The organism is Desertivirga xinjiangensis, from assembly GCF_024436435.1.
GTDB lineage: Bacteria > Bacteroidota > Bacteroidia > Sphingobacteriales > Sphingobacteriaceae > Desertivirga > Desertivirga xinjiangensis.
In genome coordinates this window covers 460,779-478,914 of record NZ_JAFMZP010000001.1, presented here as the reverse complement: position 1 = coordinate 478,914, position 18,136 = coordinate 460,779, and the positions used below count along the sequence as shown (strand labels likewise).

The window sequence follows — 18,136 nt, the reverse complement described above, 5'->3', positions numbered from 1 at the left end:
GAAGTATGTCTGGAACTATAATAGAGGCTAGTGCCGAGGATTTTGAGGAATTGACGGCAATTTGGGAAGCATCAGTCAGGGCAACTCATCACTTCCTTGCGGAAGAAGATATTCAATTTTTCAGGCCCTTGGTTTTGAAAGATTACTTACCTCAGTTGGAGGTTTTTTTCATTAAGTACACCGGAGATGAGATTGCAGGCTTTACGGCATTATCGAAAGATAAAATTGAAATGCTTTTTGTTAAGCCGGAATACTTCGCCAGAGGAGTTGGGAAATCCTTACTGCGCTTTGCCGTTGAAACTATGGGAGTAAAAAAGGTAGACGTTAACGAACAGAACCTATCAGCTACGTGTTTTTACCAAAAGATGGGATTTGTAATAACCGGCAGGTCAGAAACAGACGTAATGGGAAAACCATTTCCTTTACTTTTTCTTCAGACGAGCGAGAAAATCTCAGATCAAGATAAATGAAAAAAGTAATTGAAATCGTCGCTTATAATAATGCCTGGCCGAAACTGTTTTTACGGGCTGCCGCAGGGTTGAGAACAATTCCGGCAAATCTGCTGCTAAGTATCCACCATATAGGCTCTACAAGTGTGCCGGGACTTGCGGCTAAAGACGTCATTGATATCCAGATAACCGTTCCCTCCTTTAGAGCCGAAATAGAAGATCATCTAACCGAATTAGGGTATGCACGCTTACCAAATATAAATTCTGATCACCGTCCGCCAGGAAGACAGAATCTCTCTGATGCCGAATTATGTAAATGGTTCTTTCAGCGTACAGATCCGAACGTGAATCTCCATGTACGAAAGCAAGGCACCTTTAATCAACGCTATCCCTTATTATGCAGAGATTTTTTACGGGCGAACAGCGATGCTGCAAAAGCTTATGAACTTATTAAAATCAACTTAGCTGCTCGCTTTCCAAATGATCTAGAAGCTTATTATGACATCAAAGATCCAGTGTTTGATCTATTAATGGCAGGGGCTGAATTATGGGCCGCACAAACGGGCTGGCAACTTCCCCCAAGCGACTAGAGCGGGGCTGCACAGTAGATAAATACATTACCTGTCAGGTTTAAAAAATTATTTACCAAATTGAGAAAGAATTCCGTCGGGTTTAAGCCATTGCCAGATTGCCGGATAAGGAATCAAAAGCTCTGTCTGGCCTGCTGCGTAGGGTTTTATCTCATATTGATTATATAAAAACTGGATCCCTTCTTTCGTGAACGCATAGTTACCATTGAGACTGAACTTATCGCCTTCAAAAAAGTAACCTTTGTTTAACGGAGATCCAGCACTAAGCCCTTCATTCTTTCTGAAAATCTTCTCTGCAACTTTATTTAGAGAATCACGATGATCTGGCAGCAGCACATCGTCGAGCTTGATTACTTTTTTGTCTTTGATATTGTAGTTGATGTAACTTCGAAAAGACGACCCATGTGCCCCCCCGCTATACACATAAGAGTTTATATCCAATACGATCAAAGTGAGTGATTGATTTATGATTTTAACAGAACTCTGCAAGGCATATTGCCTCCCCTCAGCATAAGGCTCTTTCTTGAAAGCTTCATATTCTTTGATAAACCCATCCGTCTGGGCTTGAAGTGAGCTGCTTGGATGCTGGATAGGGTAAATAGCAAGAAGTTTCTTTTCGAGCGAATCGTTTAATACCGGCTCGTCATCAAACACGGGATATTTGATTGAAACGATCTGACATTTGTTAGTATCTGAAGAAGTACAATCCTTATCTTTTCTGCTGATGGTTTTGATTACATAGGTTAAAGTATCAGCCTTAGCTCCTGTTGTTGCAACAGGTTGTATAGAACGGGAGTTACAAGCACCTAAAGCGCATAAAAACAGGACCAAATAACAACTTGCTCTTTTCATTAAATAGCACAGTTTAGAAGTCAAAGAAGTCGTCTAAAAATGACTTTTTCTTTTTGTGAGGATATTGTTCTTTACCATGTCCCTTACCATAATCATTATATCCATAGCGTTTATAATCTGATTCATAATTCTCCCGTTTAGAGTAATGCTCCGCAGAACGCTCGATAATTTTTTCAAGCTCTCCCCTGTCTAACCATATACCGCGGCAGTCCGGACAGTAGTCTATTTCCACACCTTGTTTATCTGCTATTAATAACGTCGACTGGCAATTTGGACACTTCATCTTTTTATTTTTTAGTACCTGATAAGCACACAAGATAGAAAATTGTTTCTCAGAAAGTAATACGAATGCCTTAATTCTGCGTAACAACTTTGTAACCTATGAGGTATGAAACCTCATAGGTTTAAACGATCTAAGGATTCAATTCAGCGTTCATCACTCTAACCTCGTAAGGTTTCAGTTTAACCAGGAAGCTTCCACCTGAATAGAGTTTGCTATTACCCGCCTTTTTGGCATTGTAAAAGTTGTAATTATCTGATAAAGTCCCCGGTATTTCAAATACCTGCTTTACATTAACAGTGAACTCTTTTTCCTGTGAAGAAGGATTTCTTAAAGTAAGTACTCCTTTTTGATTGCGCCACGCGGCAAAACCATAAATTTCTCCTTTATCCGGATCGCCGCCAACCCAGTGCACATCGCTTAATATCTGTTCATTTTGCTTTGACCAGCGGGCTGCATCGCTGAGACAATTCCAATTTCTTGAATTCAATTTATGCGGATTAACATAGAGTTCCTGAAGGCTGGTCCCTGTTCCGAAAAACGACCAGATCTCGTCTTCAATATGCTGATCGTCCATTTCTAGTCCGCCAGGCAAACCGTTATCTGCAATGCATATTCCATGGTTCATCACGGCATTTAAGGGAAACAAGGGAGCGCGCCTTACTATATTTTTATAGGTTTGCGCGTCGCGGTAGGTGATCCATTGCTGGCGTTTTGCGCCCTCGCCACTCATCCCCGTATCCTCACCTGCACGCCATATGGCGTCGCCGTAGTTCAACCAGTAAACAGAAGGCCAGGTTCCTACCGTAAGACTGAAATACAATTCGGGCTTAAGCGACCTCATACCCGTTATGAGATCAAGAAATGATTCGATGTCTTTCTGATAACTAAGACTCGCACCACTTGCTCCATTTCCTGCCCCTACACCATCGAACTTGAACATAGAGACATTGTAATCTGAAATGAAGCTTTTGGTAACATCTTTGAAACGCTTGTTATAGACCGGTCCTGCCAATGAAAAACCGTTCTCATTGGTCTCGAAGGGTGGATTTTGCTTTTTACCGAACTCGAGGCGCTGCTCCTTGGCGGTATCATATCCGCCCCAGGGCGAGATCCAGACTCCTATGCCTGCATTATAATCGTTTGCGGCTTCCTTGACTTTGGTAAAACCACTGGGGAAGCCTGAATTGAACTGCCACAGCGTTTTATTGTCGTCCCAGCCATCATCAAATAAGAAGGCCTTCAACGGCGTTTTACGCTTAACTATCAGGCTATCGCCGAACATTCTGATCCGGTCAAGACAACCTTTTTCATCAAGCTTGCGGTCGCCCCAGGAAAGATCATACCAGGAATTGTAATGCAGCATCTGATGATAGGGTCTGGCTCTTTCGCGTTCTGTATAATACAAGAAAGCACGGCGCAGCTGGCCTGCAGGACTAACGCCGGCAACAGATGATACGGTTACGGGGTGTTCAGAACTTATAGCTTCCTGGCGTGGTAAAAGTACACCTATGGTATTTTTAGTCTCGCTGATCTGACTCATGGGATGTTCTATGGCAAAGAACATATTTTTCCAGATCAGCGGGGTACCGTCTACACTTCCAGCCTGTTCCACTCCGCTGGCGGGAAGATTTATTAGCCTGATGCCCGAAATTTGAACGGTATTTTTAGTGCTGAGTGTGATGGTCTGCCGGATATAGTTCGCATTATCTTCTAAAACAGCTTTCCACAAAACGCTGATACCTGAAGCAGTATTCTCCAGTTGAGCTTCGTATGCCTTGTCTTTCTTGCTTTGTTGATCGGAGACCGTTTTGGGTTTACTTTTCAAAATAAAAGCGTCGGAGGTTAATGTTTCACCTTCCGGCAGTGTAAGCTCAAACAAGGGGGAGTTTATTACTAAATCATCGCCGGTGACCTTGTCGGTAAATCCGATGATCTTTAGTTTATTTGCATTAAAACTAAACCTAAGTTTAAGTGCTTCATTTTCTAAGATGAAGCTGGAAGCAGACGACTTAGCCTGGGCGCGCCCGGGATTTTCTCCCGGATAAGGAACTTGTGCAAGCGTGTAATTGATAATGCCAATTAAACTTGCTACTAGTAACAAAAGTCCTCTTTTCATGCTTAATTAATATGGATAGTATGATTCAATTTGTTGTATCCTGTATTTGCTTCCCAGGTATCGTTGTTCGCTAAACGAATACTATACTCGGGTCTTGTAGCGATACTGGCATATGCATCGGGCAGATTTAGCAGGAGTTCATAGTCGCCTGCAACAATATCTGCGGGTATCTTCACAGAAGTCTGAAGCTTTACACTACCAGAGTACCATTTTCTGATATCAGTATCCAAGGGCAAGACTATCGTTTCACCGGAGCTTTTCGCTTTGAGGATCAATTGTACAGGGCGGGGATTGTATGGCGCGGCATATCCCTTATTATTGAGATTAAGGGTGAGATTCATCATCGTTTTTCTCACCGCATTATCAGGTAATACAGCACTTTCCAAAACGAAACGATACCCCAGGTTCTTTTTGATATTATCCATACATCCTCCTGTTTGCCAATCGTTGTTTACATCATTGTTGTAATGGGCATTGATATAAGAGTAGTGCATGGCTGCGAATTCTGTCTGGGCTTTTCCGGCGGGTTCACAGTCGTTTTGGGGGCTGAACGCATCGTTACAAGTTTCACCGCCAACAACGACGTATTTACCGTCATTCATCATATAGTCGCGTAGTGTATTCACCACTGAAGCATCCGAATTTCGGGGTGAGTCATTGTTTCCATAATCTTCGAAAGTTCCTGCATCGTTTGTACTGGCCAGGAAACAATCGTTATGATATCCTATTCTGGCTTTGGATATTGCCGTGAAGGCTTCAGATTCAGTTAAGGCAGCAGAACCCGGAAGTGCAGTTACTCCATAAACAAATCTTTGTTTAAACTGAGGCAAACGTACCTGTACCATACGGTCGGCAGGCACCGCATCAAGCATTGCTGCAAGAATCTCGCTGCGGTCGTTCCAGTTTTGATCAGTTAATTTATTCCCCTGGTTCCCGTTAGGTGAAGGATCACCAAAATAGTCCGAATAATAGTTCTCTCCCCAAATGCCTATAAAACCTAGCTGCACGCAGGCAATGACATCTGCATTTTCGTGCAATACAGGTTTCAACTGCGCAATGTGATTAAGCACAATGTTTTTTGGCGCATCACCATACGGAGGACAGATAGATCCTTCAGGACAAGCCCCTGAATTGCTGGTAACGGTATATACAAAACGGGGAATAACTTTAAGTCCGGCGGTTCGCACGGCTTGCATATCCGCTTTGATACCGTTCAGCACGGCGTCTGGAATTGCTGAATTCTTTAAGTCATTAAATATGTAATACCGGAACAACAAACTGCTGTAAACGCTGTAATTAGCGTTTGAGATGCTCTGAAACTGACGGTACCCGGCAATTTCGGTAGCATTTAACTGTGTAAAATTACTTGATGTGGTTTCGGAATACCGGTAAAAGCCTCGTTCCGGATTAGGAAAGTCTTCATTACTTTCAGTATAAGAAACATTGATCTTTTCGATGTCAACAATGTTGTCGCCGCTGTCTTTACAACCTAAAAAGACGGCCAGTAGTGCACATGCTGTGAAGCCTATTTTAGTATATATACTTTTTATTATTAGTTGCATATTATCTTTATTTATATGAATTAATAGCTTAAAATTCTAAATTTTAAAAAAGATCTTTCGCTGATAAAGCCAGTAGCAGAGATACCACTCTGCTGCCAAGGTGCAAAAAGCGGAAATAAGTGCCAGCGCGTTAGCCGGAGTTCCTGTAAAGCCGAGAAAACCATGAACAAAAATGGCTACAATCCCATTAAACCATTGAATACCAATTGTTTCGAAAAACAGGTAAAAGAATATAGCATTCATCCCTGCTACCGTAAAAACCCAGGCATACATGTTTAATCTCGTTACATCGGTGAGCCAGTATAAAAAAGCCATGATGAGCAACACCCAACCACCTGAAGCAAAAACAAAAGAGCTTGTACTGATCCTCTTAATAATCGGAGTTATCTCCGAAATGTCGAGCGCATAGCCAACAAATAAACAGGCAAGACCAGCAAAAAGCAAATATCTTATTTTAAGCTGGTGCGAGCATTCGGAGGCAAGCAGTTTGCCGGCAAGCACTCCCCAGATGGTATGGCAGGCCGTGGGAATAACGTTTATCGCTACCCATCCATCGCTATTGATCTTTCCCATCAGCACGGTATCCATCCAGGCGCCAAAATTATGATGTTCAGTGAAGGGCTGATCAAAACCGGGAACATCAGCAAAGCGATACAGCAGTTCGGTCAGCAACAAAAGCATCAGTGAAAATACAACCTGCCATGCAGCAGGCTGCCTGATGATCAGATAGGCTATGAGCGTTGTAACCGACAATTGGGTCAATACATTCCACAGCTCCCAAACCAGTTTTCCCGCATAAACGCAGTGCAGGGCCGTTCCCAGCACAAACAGGCGGAAACATCTTAGCAGAATGTGCTTAAAATTGCTTTCCCAGCTAATCCCTCTTCGCTCTTTAGCAGAAGACGAAATGTACAGGGCTGATCCTGCCATCAGCATAAAGGCTGGCTGCACCAAGTCCCAGAAGCGCAGCCCATGCCATGGGTGATGAAAGAACTGTTGTACGAGCAGACTCCCCAGCCCCGACGCTTCGGCCGGGATAAGTCTTTGCAAAGAAACATACAGCATACAGCTTTCTGCCGCCAGCAAGATCATGATAAGCCCTCTCATCACATCCAGCGAAAGAAGGCGTGTTCCTGGTTGAAAAGTCATGCTCTCACCTTCTCTTAATCTTCATCTTCCATATCCAGAAAATACGAAGCTGAACCCACAGCCGGCGCACTTCCCAGTGTGGCAGACCAGTCGCTCTTTGTTGCCGCTATCGCTATGCGCAAGCCGTTCCCGGTAAGACCTTTCAATTTTCCTCTTTCAAGCCTGCATTCGAATTTTAGCATGCCTCCATCTTCAACTACTGTTCCCAAGGTGTAAGCTTCTGAGATGCTCTGTATGGCAAAGCTAAAGGCTGTTTGGGCTCCGGTATGATAAAATATATCAAACCAGTCCATAAGCAATTGTCCTTCCATCAGGATATCATATCCGCCTTCGGTATAACTGCCGGTAAGCAAGCCCGTAGCGCTGCTATTATCAGAATCTAGATAGAAGTCAAATATTTGTCCATCACTCCGTTTACCGAGCATTTCCACATAGATGTATACACCGTTACCATCATAATCAAGCTTAACTTTTTTTATGGCATTGCCTGCATCTGTAGTTGTAAAAACATTAGCTGTAACGGCATCCCAGTCGTCAAGGGTGTTGTCATTAAGTTTTACAGGTGTGGTTTTGGCTATCCGGATCACTGTTGATCCCTCCTCTGTTTGTCCGGAAGCAGTAGTTGCATACAAAGTAGCCACATACTTCCCTTTTCCCGGATAGATGTGAACAGGGTCTGCATCAGTAGAAGAAGATCCATCTCCAAAATCCCATCTGTAGGTGCTCGCTCCCTGAGTTGCATTCTTGAAGGCTACCTGATTTCCCTCCACCTCCATACTATAGATCACATCGATCACCGGAACATCGTAATCATCATCCTTACAGCTACTAAAGATCATGACTAACAGCATCAAAGGAAGAATATTCTGTATCATTTTAAATGTCTTCATGTTTTTGATCTTTAAAAGTTATGGATTTTGCCCAACCAATGAATTAGTTAATATTTCGTCGATAGGAATATAGTAGATCACCCGCGGACTTGACCAGCTGACCGTAGTTTTAGCGTATCCGGTTGGTGCTTTCGTCAAGTCGATATCGGTTTCTTTCAGACCAGGAAGGTGATAACCCCAGTAGAGTCTTTGCAGATCTCTTTTATTCCGGTACACATCGTACATCCGATGTCCCTCAAAGGCCAGTTCGATACGTCTTTCGTTCAAAACCACATCCAGTGCACTTGAACCAGCCGGTACCTGGCCGTTATACAGTGCGTTTTCGAGACCCCGGTTTTTGCGGATCATATCCACATCATTCAACGCATCGCCAGTTTTCTGCAGTTTGGCTGCCGCCTCCGCACGGTTAAGATACATTTCGGCCAGGCGGAACATCACCGGAGAACTCAGGTTAGGGCTGCCACCCTGGCCAGAAAACTTCTTAATGTAATAAACCTCGATGCCATTCTTTTTTTGAACAACGCCGTTATTATCCTTCAATGGTTCAATGTAGCTCCATCTCACGTCTTCAGGATGCTGGCTCATCAGATCTCTTAACGATTGAGAGGCAAATTCTTCACCCCATCCAGAATTACCATCTGAATAGATCATTGAAGCTATTGAACCGAATTTTCCATAATCATCGGCCGCAGTAAAAGCGACGCAAAAGATGGTTTCAGGTGAGGCAGTGGCATTGGCAAATAAGGATGGATAAGTTGCCGATGTGCTTAACTGGAACCTGGGAGCAGCGATCACCAAATTGGCGTAATCAATTGCCTTTTCATTATCTTCCTTATATAAATTTACCCTTGATAATAATGCCCATGCTGCTTCCTTTGAAGCATATTGCACTCCCCTGTTCTGAGTCATAAGAGAAGCTGCTTTTTCAGCGTCAGCTATAACCGACTGATATACCTCTGAAACTGTTGACCGGGCTTTCAGTGAGGGCTCTGAAAGCGATGTTCTCAGAATGATTCCTGGTGCATTGGGGTCCTGGCTATAGGGACGGGCAAATAACCTGACAAGGTTGAAATGACAGAAGGATCTGAGAAAGTAACACTCGCCCAGCAGTTGCTGCGTGGCTGCATCAGGACTTTCCATTTTTTCTGCTGCTTCAATCACAGTGTTAACACCGCTGATGATCTTGTAAGATACATACCAGAAATACCTGGTGTTTGCCTGTGCCGGAGAGTGATCCTGCGTAAAGCTGTAATATAAAGGGTCTGTTGTAACCTGGCCGTTTACAATATCATCACTGGCAAAATCAGAAAGATGATAAAATTGACGCAGGTACATATTATTGTTATCTATAATTCCATTGAACGAAATATGATCTTTAAACAGGGCATAGGAGCCATTCAGCGCATTAGCCAATCCTGCTGTCGTGGTGATCAGATTCTCAGTAGTTATAGCATCGCTTGGCTCAACAACAAGATTACAACTAGATGTTGCCATCAAAGAAGCAGCTATAAGAGTTAAAAGTTTCGTTTTCATATATGTGAGTTTAGAACCTGCAGTTAATGTTTAATAAATATTGCCTGTTGTTGGGATATTTAAAATCAGATACTCCCGGGGTTGCAAAACTGGCTGGAGTAAGAGTAATAGTCGTTTGAGGATCCTGGCCTAGGAAGTTAGTGAAGGTGTAAACGTTATCCGCTGTTAAGGATACAGTAAGGCTTTCAAATTTCATTCGCTTCACTATTGATTTGGGCAAGGAGTAAGACAACGCTACATTTCTGATGGTAAAATAGCCGCCGTTCTTAAGATATCTCGTAGAAGTTTCTGTAGAGTTGGCTGCGTTCTGAGGGCTTGGTTCTGTAGCAATATCACCAGGTTGGGTCCAAACTACCGCGTCATCAGGCAACCGTAACTGGTTATAGTATGGCTCGTGACCATCATTCATTACAAAACGAAGGTTGTTACTGAACACTTTATTCCCATAGTTGAAATAGGCATTTATCCGGAGACCAAAGCTCTTGTAGCTGAAATAGTTATTAAAACCACCCTGATATTTTGCCAGTGCTGATCCTACTTCCTGAAGTGTTGCCTGAGAATACTCGGAAGTTGTTTCCCGGGCTACAACATTGCCATCTTCATCTTCAATGAGCCTCTCCCATAGTGGAGCACCAGTCTGAGAATCAACCCCTCTCCATTTTGGCATATAAAACTCATACAAATTACCCCCATTTCTGTAGATCTGAGAAATACTCCATGATCCAGTTCGGATAAACTCTCCAGGTAAATGCTTCAGCTTATTACTGTTGAAATTAACAGTGAGGTCAGAGTTCCATTGAAAGTCGCGCGATTTAATATTGCTGGAGTTAATGGTAAGCTCAAGCCCATCATTAATAATCTGCCCTGCATTTTGCCAAAGCTGCTCAAAGCCGATAGAAAGGGGTTGCGAAACTTGCAGCAAAAGATTTTTTGTTACGTTATGGTAAGCGTCAAATGAAATATTAAGTCGTTTAAACAAGCCAAGATCGACACCAGCATTATATTGATGTTTGCTCTCCCACGTAAGGAGTGGGTTAGGCAGTTGGTAAGGAGTTGCTCCCGGTAATGAGTTATATTGTGTATTCAGAGAAAACAAGCCAAGGAATCTTGAAGCTCCGATATCCTGGGTACCGGTTACTCCATAGCTGGCACGTAACTTCAGGTTATCGATGATCCGGTTTGCACTTAGGAAATCTTCTTTGTTTAGCTGCCATGCGGCAGAAACGGCAGGAAATCCGGCAACCTGGTTACCTTCGGGAAAAGCTGAAGAGCCATCAATCCGGTATGAGCCGGTTAAAAAATATTTGTCTTTGTAACTATAGTTTACCTGCGAAATAAAAGACTGGAGTATTCTCTTTTCAAATGAACCGTCCACCAGCTGGTTGCTCGAAACCACGTTAAGTACTCTCAAACCCTCGGGTAAACCACGCCCCTGTGCTCCCGAAAGTTCAGTACGTCCATTTTCCAGGGCCACGCCAGCTAATCCGTCAAGGCTGTGCTCGCCAAGGTCAAAATTGAATCGCAATAGCTGGTTTGATACCAAGCCATAATTAAGAGTATTCAATTCATCAAGAAAGCCTTCCTTATTATATGTTCCTGCAGCGAGGGGTGAAATAAAGTTGACGCCTTTATTGAAGCCTGCCGCAAAACGGTTAGAACTGGAAAAGGTAAGCCAGTTTGTAATGGTATAATTAGCTCCAAGGTCGTAGTTCAGATCAAAGCTTTTAGAGGAGTGGTCTGAATTTTCTACGGTATGTACCGGGTTTATTTTATCTCTTGACCACCATTTAAATGTAGACGTGCCATCTACATACACCGGCTTCCCAGCTGCATCATATGGATTGTCCCAGGGCATGTTCAAGAAAGAATAGTACATGTCCATATAATCATAACTTTTACTGAGAGAGCCGCTTAAATTGATATTATTTGTGACATTTAATTTCTTTGTGAAGTGATACTTCGAATTGGCTCTTAAGTTAAGACGTTGGAAGTTGGTATTCATAAAAGTTCCTTCTTCATTATAATAAGAGGCACCTACGTAGTAACTGGCCTTTTGCGTTTTACCACTTGCTGAAAAGTAAAAATTGTTCACAGGGGCAGGCGTAAAAGATTCGTCGACCCAGTTATAATTCTGTGAACGTAGTTCAAGAGGTCGCTCCGCGTAAAACTTGATGAGATCGACTTTGTAGGAATTGTCTGCAGCGCCAACTATATAATCCCTGTAGAACTCTTTCTGATGCTCATAAAGTTCTCCCCCGCTCATCATATCCATTTTGCCGAATTCAGCGGTCCGGAAACCGCTTGTCAGCTTTGCTTCGAAACTAGTCTTATCTGTTTTTGCACTTTTAGTGGTTACAATGATCACCCCTGCATTCGCCTGAGATCCATACATGGCTGTAGCTCCGGCATCTTTAAGGATTGTAATATTCTCTACATCGTTCGGATCATAATTCCCCCCAATAATACCATCTACTACAGTAAGCGGGGTTTGTGATGCATTAACTGAGGATACCCCCCGCAGCCGTATTTCAGGGGCAGCACCAGGAGCACCTGAATTATTGATCACCTGCAAACCTGCCACCTTTCCCTGAAGCATGGAGCCGACATTATTTGTAGTAACGTCGTTTAGTTCTGCGGCAGAAACTGTACTCACCGCACTGGTGAGCTCAGCTTTTTTCCGGGCACTGTATCCTACCACTACTACTTCGCTGAGGTTTTGCAGATCTTCCTGCAATATTATGGCAAGCTCTGCGCGACCGTTTACCGGCATCTCCAGGTTTGTAAAGCCTGTGTATGATACTACCAGTACAGCGTTATCCTCGACCCCCTCAAGGATAAAATTGCCGTTTACATCAGCTGCTACAGCTTTATTGGAGTTTTTAACTTTTATGGTAGCACCAGGTAAAGGAACACCTTGCGCATCAGTGACCTTTCCTCTCAGCGTGATCGGCGGGACTTTATGAACCGTCCTTTTATTCACATCTGCGGGTTTAATGATGATCGTTTTATCCAGGATCTCCCAGGTAAATGATTGAGTAGAGAAGATTTTTTCTAAAGCTTCTTCTACCGAAACCTTGTTAACGTCAAGACTTACGGGAGCCGCCTTTTTCAGATACACTGCATCATAGAAAAAAGTGTAACCACTTTGTTTCCTAATTTCCTTTATCACTTTCTCAAGGGGAGCTTTTTTCATAGCCAGACTGATCTGCTGTGAAAAAACACCTGCCCGGACCTGGAAACAGGTTATTATGGTTAAAATAGTAGCGAGCTTCATAGTTAGCAAAACTTTGAGTAAAAGCGGGTGGCAACTGAGATTTGCTGGAATACAGGGGCAGCGCATTCCCTTGTTGCGAACATTAGAATTCATACATTTGTATATTAAGGTGATCAAATAGCATTTTTTACTTCGCTGGTATTAAAATGTTGAAAGGCCTTATTGTCGTTGGTGTTCCACCACCTGCGACCTGCCCGCCTTTCCACAGGCGGGTTTTTTTATGACCTTTAAGCTCTCGTATACAGAGAACTGCATTTAGGGTAATCATCAAGGCATCATAGAAACCCTCCTTCCTTCGATTTTAAACTTGAGGCCACTTGTTTTTTCCATCATATCAAGCACCTTAGACAATTTTACATTGCGGGACAAAATTCCATTGAATTGTTTTGATGGCATCTCTTGTATATCAACGTTGATATCGTACCACCGGGACAGCTGCGTCATAATGGCTTTCAGGTCAGTGTTATTAAAATAGAACATTCCGTTTTTCCAGGCTATGGCTTCTTCCGTATCAACCTCGCTTACACTAACAGAATGTGAGGAGGTCAGAAGGACAGACTGCTGCCCCGGAACGAGAAGTTGAGACTTAACCGTTTGCTGGTTTTTCACTGTGCTTAAAACTGGCTTAACACGAACGCTTCCTTCGAGCAAGGTTGTTTTAGTTTCAATATCATCCTGGTAAGCTTTAACGTTGAAATGTGTGCCCAAAACCTCAACTGTTTGACTGGCGGTTTTAACTAAAAAAGGTATCCTCCCGGAGCTGCCCTTAGCTAGCTTTTTTGCTACTTCGAAGTACGCCTCTCCCTCTAATTCTACTACCCGCTCTTTTTCATTAAAGCATGCGGGAAATTTCAGCGAAGATGAGGCATTTAACCAAACCCTGGTTCCATCAGAAAGCGTAAGATTATACTGGCCTCCTTTAGGAATACTGATAACATTAAACACTTCTCGTTTAGATTCATCTGAGGATTGCCCCCCGGGGGAATATATCAGAGAACCGTCGGCAGTTTTTTTAATTTTTGAAGCCCCTTGCTCGGCAAGGGTTCCTTTTTGGGATTCGTCGAGCACCAAACTGGAACCATCTGCCAGTGTCAGCACCGCTTTATTCTTGCCGGGCGCAATATCATTTTTATAGCGGACATCCGCTTTCTTAGCTGTAACAGAAGTTTTATCATCCGGCTTCATCACGAAAAACAGTGCTGCCGACATAATCAATAAGACCACTGCTGCCGCAACTCTATACCTTTGAAAAGTAATGGATCTTACCGGAACATCATCATTTGTTTCACTATCTATATCGCCTTCGATCCGCGACCAAATTTCATTTCTTAATTCCTCAGTATCGTGCGACTCTTCATTCTTGCTACTATTAATCTTCTGAAGTTGATTGTAGTAGTAATTATAAAGCGAGATCTCGCGCTCAGATGCTTTTCCCTCGCTTATTTTTTGTGCCAGTTTATAAAATTCCTGTTTGTCCATTTTGTGCCTTCTACATATCAAGGCACACAAAAGCAAGGCAACCCCTAAAAAGTTAAAAAAAAATTAACATTATTTTAAAGAGGTATATCGGCAGGGATGGGTTAAGAAATGGAATTGTTCAGGAGATCACAGAGAAAGCAAGGAGAAATATATGTTGGTTCCCCGGCGCTGTCCTTAGTCTGTAGCCGGGGCTCAAGCGCGCCAGGGACTAGGATCAACCAATTAGAGAGAGTCTCCGACTCCTCAGGCGTTTTGTATAGCGCTTCAACGGAGTAGGAGACTCCTTTTCATTTCTGAACCCCTAGAGCTCCTCCGGAACTCCTAAGGACAGACAAAAGCATTAAAAGTGTTCTCCGTGGTTCCTCAGGGAAAGAGGGGGCTCAGAAGAACAACAATAGAAAAGATGAAAAACGAGCCAGAGATGAACGCAGCTTTCTGAGTGCTATTGTCATTTGATTTTCAACAGTTTTTACAGATACACCTAAACGGTCAGCTATTTCCCTGTTAGTAAGATGTTCCTCCCTGCTTAAAATAAATACCTCCCTGCACTTCACCGGAAGCATATTTGTAAACCGGCTTATAATTGTCAAGAGTTCTTCGAGCTCGGTTTTTTCATCAGGAAGCACTAATGGTTCTCCAATACGTCTGATTTCTTCAAAAACTGAGCTATGAATTTTTCCGTCCCGTATGTAATTTGCAACCTTAAACTTTACAGCACTTAGAAGATATCCCTTTAAAGAATTTATTTTCAACTCAGAATGATGCGACCAAATCCAGACAAAAAGCTCCTGTACAATATCCATACACGCTTCTTTTTCTCTCAAAATATTGTAAGCAGACTGGTACATTGGTCCCCAGTACCGCCTGTAAATCTCTTCGAATGCATACTTATCCTCGTGAATCAGCCGATCCAACAGGACATCGTCTGTATAACTTCTATATTCCGCCACCAAGATTTTAAGTTTAACCAAACTTAACGATTTTTAGCAGAAAAAAACAGCGTTATAAAGACAAATTCAGTAAAATAATGAACAATTTATAAAACTACCACCCTGCCACCCGCATCAATGATCACTTTTTAGCAAACTTTTCATTATATTGATATATTTCGAACAAAAAAGACATTCATACACAGACAACATTGAAATAAAATCAGCAAATCGATAATTTTATTAGCATTGTCAAAATAAACTATCTCAAATCAAATCCACCTACAACTACTTTTTGAAAGGATTCGTTTTTATTGATTTCAATTTTTCGTTAAGCTCTTCTGCCTTTTGAGCGTATCTGTCAACCAAATTTAATCTTTCCTGAGGGTCATCTTTGCGAGGTAAAAACGAATTCTGACTAAAACGCGCAACGGTAAATGCTTGGAAACAATATGCCTGTTAATGAGGTGGCTTATTTTTGCGGGTATAGCGATCCGAATTATTTTGCCCGGATTTCCAAAAAACATCTTGATGAATCGCGGATAAAATACAAAGAAAGGACTATTAATCTTAATGAGCTACCGGCACTATCCTGAATTTTCTTTCCGGAACGCTTAAAACAACTTACCGTCTAATTTGTAGGTAAAAATCAGTCGGCGTGGACATATATTGAATGAAAATGCATTTATAGTCATTTTTCAGTCAAGTATCTTGAAAAAAGACAAATTCCAAATAGAAAGTAATATTTTTCGGCATGCCAAACATGAAAATCTTGTTGATAGAAGATGAGCCGGGGTTAGTTTCTGTTGTTGTGAGGGGGCTGAGCGAAGCCGGAATGGAAATTACCGTGGCCGCTGATGGATCCATCGGATTAGAAATGGCTACCAAATATAATTTTGATCTGGTTATCCTTGATATAATGCTGCCGGGAATAAATGGCATTCAGGTTTGCAGGGAGCTGCGAAAAAAGAACGAAAACATTCCGGTATTGATGCTGACTGCCCTTGGCAGCACTGAAAATATTATCACCGGCCTGGACAGTGGCGCTGACGACTATCTGGTAAAGCCTTTCAAATTTGCCGAACTGGAAGCACGGATCAGGTCTCTTATCAGGAGAAGTAAAGCACCGGTTGCTGCAAGTACGAAAACGCTGATTGCAGGACTCGAGGTCGATTTTACCTCTAAGATAGCCAAGCGCTACGATAAACCGCTAAGCCTGACGGCTACAGAGTACCGCCTGCTGGAATACTTTATACAGAATCAGAATAAAGTCCTTTCCCGGATCCAAATCCTGGAGAATGTCTGGAATATCGACTTTAATATGGGAACGAATGTGGTTGATGTGTATGTGAATTATCTACGAAAAAAAGTGGACAACAATTATCCCATAAAACTAATTCATACCGTGTTCGGCATGGGCTATATTTTCAAAGAAGAAGCCGGATATGAGAATTCAAACTAAGATCACCCTTCTTTTCTTTTTCATATCAACAACCGGGCTGGTTCTGCTGCATGCTTCGATATTTTACTTTGTTGCCGAGTTTAATTTCGAAGACTTTTTCGAGCGTCTGGAGGCGAGGGTTAACCTCACCGCACAGATCAACATTTATTCAGATGAGAAGTCGGTAGCCTATCAGGAAGTAAGGAATAAGTACCTTGAAAAACTTTCCGAAGAGCAAGACTATATCGTAAAATTAGACAAGAATGGTAATTTACCACGTAAGCCAGTAGATGCGCCGCAAAGCTTTTACAACTCCATTTTCAAGAATGGCAAATCCAGATATAACGAAGGGAACCGTTTTTATGCCGGCTCATTTTTTAAAACCTCTCGCGGTAATTTCCTTGTGATCGTTTCGGCGGCAGACCCTTACGGTTTTAAGGAACTGGCCGAACTACGAAAGGTGCTCTTTGTTTGTTTTATGGTATCAATAATTCTGGCTTATATCGCCGGAAAAATATTCTCTTATTATACCATAAGTCCCGTACGATCAATTATTAAAAGCGTTAAAAGCATTTCTGCGAACAATCTGCATTCCAGGCTTCCGGAAGTTCTGGGCAAAGATGAAATAGCAGAACTGGTACTTACTTTTAATAATATGCTTACCCGGTTGGAGACGGCATTTGAAACCCAAAATAACTTTGTAAGTAATGCCTCTCATGAATTACGAACTCCGCTTACTATCATAACAAGCGAAACTGAGTTATTATTAAGCACAGACAATCTTCCGGAGGCAATAGTAAGATCTGGAAAAAACATTCTGTCTGAAGCTGAGAAACTTAACAATATTTTAGAGAGTTTACTCGGCCTGGCACAATCAGGTTTCGATGGAAAAAAACAGAACTGGCAAAAAATACGGGTTGATGAACTGGTCTGGACTGTGATCGATTCTGTACGAAAGATCGAACCTGACTGTAATATTGATATGGATTTCGAATCGCTTCCACAAAATGAAGCTCATATGTGTACCGAGGGAAATACGAACCTCTTGCATCTGGCAATCAGCAATATCGTGTTGAACGCATGCAAATATTCGAATAATCAATTGGTAACTATAAAACTAAGTTCTGAGAATGGTAGAATATTACTTTCTGTAACAGACAAGGGCATTGGTATTCCGGAGCAGGAACAACAGCATATATTCGAGCCATTTTTCCGAGCCTCTAATACCTCAGAATTCGAAGGCTACGGTATCGGCCTGCCACTTACTCTTAATATCATACGGCTTCACAAAGGTTCTATTGGCATTCGCTCGGAAGAACGAGTAGGAACTGAAATGATGATTTTACTGCCCGTACTTCAAGAAAAAGCTTAATCTTCCCGATTAAATTCCACACACACCTCTTTATTTTCTAAGAACTTTCTAATAAGTATTATTTTAATACCTTATTATTCCAAAAATCCATCAATTTTACCTGTATAATGCAAAATACAACCTGCTAAACTCTAATAATTCTAATGAAATTCTAATATTCATCTTAAAAGTCCTTAATGAACCGGCGGTAATATTGTATCAAACAAAATTAATTTAA

The 18,136-nt window shown here is 42.2% G+C and carries 14 protein-coding genes; 4 read left to right on the top strand and 10 right to left on the bottom strand.

Annotated features, from left to right (window positions below; genetic code table 11):
* The first annotated feature begins 5 nt into the window (after positions 1-5).
* On the top strand, positions 6-470 hold the full coding sequence (locus J3P37_RS02045) for a GNAT family N-acetyltransferase (RefSeq protein WP_256009326.1): 465 nt from the start codon (positions 6-8) through the stop codon (positions 468-470).
* Positions 467-1,039: a GrpB family protein gene (locus J3P37_RS02040; RefSeq protein ID WP_256009325.1), complete on the top strand. Its 573-nt coding sequence runs from the start codon at positions 467-469 to the stop codon at positions 1,037-1,039. The genes J3P37_RS02045 and J3P37_RS02040 overlap by 4 nt, the downstream gene beginning before the upstream one ends.
* A 48-nt stretch (positions 1,040-1,087) precedes the next feature.
* Here J3P37_RS02040 and J3P37_RS02035 read toward each other — a convergent pair whose 3' ends face one another.
* From J3P37_RS02035 to J3P37_RS01990, 10 genes are all read right to left on the bottom strand, one after another.
* Positions 1,088-1,891 carry a DUF3298 and DUF4163 domain-containing protein gene (locus J3P37_RS02035; RefSeq protein ID WP_256009324.1) on the bottom strand — a complete coding sequence of 268 codons (804 nt, stop codon included), beginning with the start codon at positions 1,889-1,891 and terminating at the stop codon, positions 1,088-1,090.
* A 13-nt stretch (positions 1,892-1,904) separates the two neighbouring features.
* Complete coding sequence (locus J3P37_RS02030) at positions 1,905-2,174, bottom strand: TFIIB-type zinc ribbon-containing protein (RefSeq protein WP_256009323.1); 270 nt, start codon at positions 2,172-2,174, stop codon at positions 1,905-1,907.
* A 130-nt stretch (positions 2,175-2,304) separates the two neighbouring features.
* Complete coding sequence (locus J3P37_RS02025; protein WP_256009322.1) at positions 2,305-4,290, bottom strand: alpha-galactosidase; 1,986 nt, start codon at positions 4,288-4,290, stop codon at positions 2,305-2,307.
* Between the two features lie 2 nt (positions 4,291-4,292).
* The gene (locus tag J3P37_RS02020; RefSeq protein ID WP_256009321.1) at positions 4,293-5,852 is read right to left on the bottom strand and encodes a DUF4832 domain-containing protein; all 1,560 of its coding nucleotides are present in this window, start codon (positions 5,850-5,852) and stop codon (positions 4,293-4,295) included.
* Between the two features lie 36 nt (positions 5,853-5,888).
* Positions 5,889-7,001 carry an acyltransferase family protein gene (locus J3P37_RS02015; protein WP_256009320.1) on the bottom strand — a complete coding sequence of 371 codons (1,113 nt, stop codon included), beginning with the start codon at positions 6,999-7,001 and terminating at the stop codon, positions 5,889-5,891.
* Positions 7,002-7,015: 14 nt separating this feature from the next.
* The gene (locus J3P37_RS02010; protein WP_256009319.1) at positions 7,016-7,891 is read right to left on the bottom strand and encodes a PKD domain-containing protein; all 876 of its coding nucleotides are present in this window, start codon (positions 7,889-7,891) and stop codon (positions 7,016-7,018) included.
* An 18-nt stretch (positions 7,892-7,909) separates the two neighbouring features.
* Positions 7,910-9,424 carry a RagB/SusD family nutrient uptake outer membrane protein gene (locus J3P37_RS02005; protein WP_256009318.1) on the bottom strand — a complete coding sequence of 505 codons (1,515 nt, stop codon included), beginning with the start codon at positions 9,422-9,424 and terminating at the stop codon, positions 7,910-7,912.
* A gap of 10 nt (positions 9,425-9,434) precedes the next feature.
* The gene (locus tag J3P37_RS02000; protein ID WP_256009317.1) at positions 9,435-12,698 is read right to left on the bottom strand and encodes a SusC/RagA family TonB-linked outer membrane protein; all 3,264 of its coding nucleotides are present in this window, start codon (positions 12,696-12,698) and stop codon (positions 9,435-9,437) included.
* Between the two features lie 267 nt (positions 12,699-12,965).
* Entirely contained in the window at positions 12,966-14,177 is a 1,212-nt protein-coding gene (locus J3P37_RS01995; RefSeq protein WP_256009316.1) for a FecR family protein, read from the bottom strand.
* A gap of 380 nt (positions 14,178-14,557) precedes the next feature.
* On the bottom strand, positions 14,558-15,148 hold the full coding sequence (locus J3P37_RS01990; RefSeq protein ID WP_256009315.1) for an RNA polymerase sigma-70 factor: 591 nt from the start codon (positions 15,146-15,148) through the stop codon (positions 14,558-14,560).
* Between the two features lie 721 nt (positions 15,149-15,869).
* Here J3P37_RS01990 and J3P37_RS01985 point away from each other — a divergent pair.
* The gene (locus J3P37_RS01985; protein WP_256009314.1) at positions 15,870-16,568 is read left to right on the top strand and encodes a response regulator transcription factor; all 699 of its coding nucleotides are present in this window, start codon (positions 15,870-15,872) and stop codon (positions 16,566-16,568) included.
* Entirely contained in the window at positions 16,552-17,919 is a 1,368-nt protein-coding gene (locus J3P37_RS01980; protein ID WP_256009313.1) for a sensor histidine kinase, read from the top strand. The genes J3P37_RS01985 and J3P37_RS01980 overlap by 17 nt, the downstream gene beginning before the upstream one ends.
* The last annotated feature ends 217 nt before the right edge of the window (positions 17,920-18,136 follow it).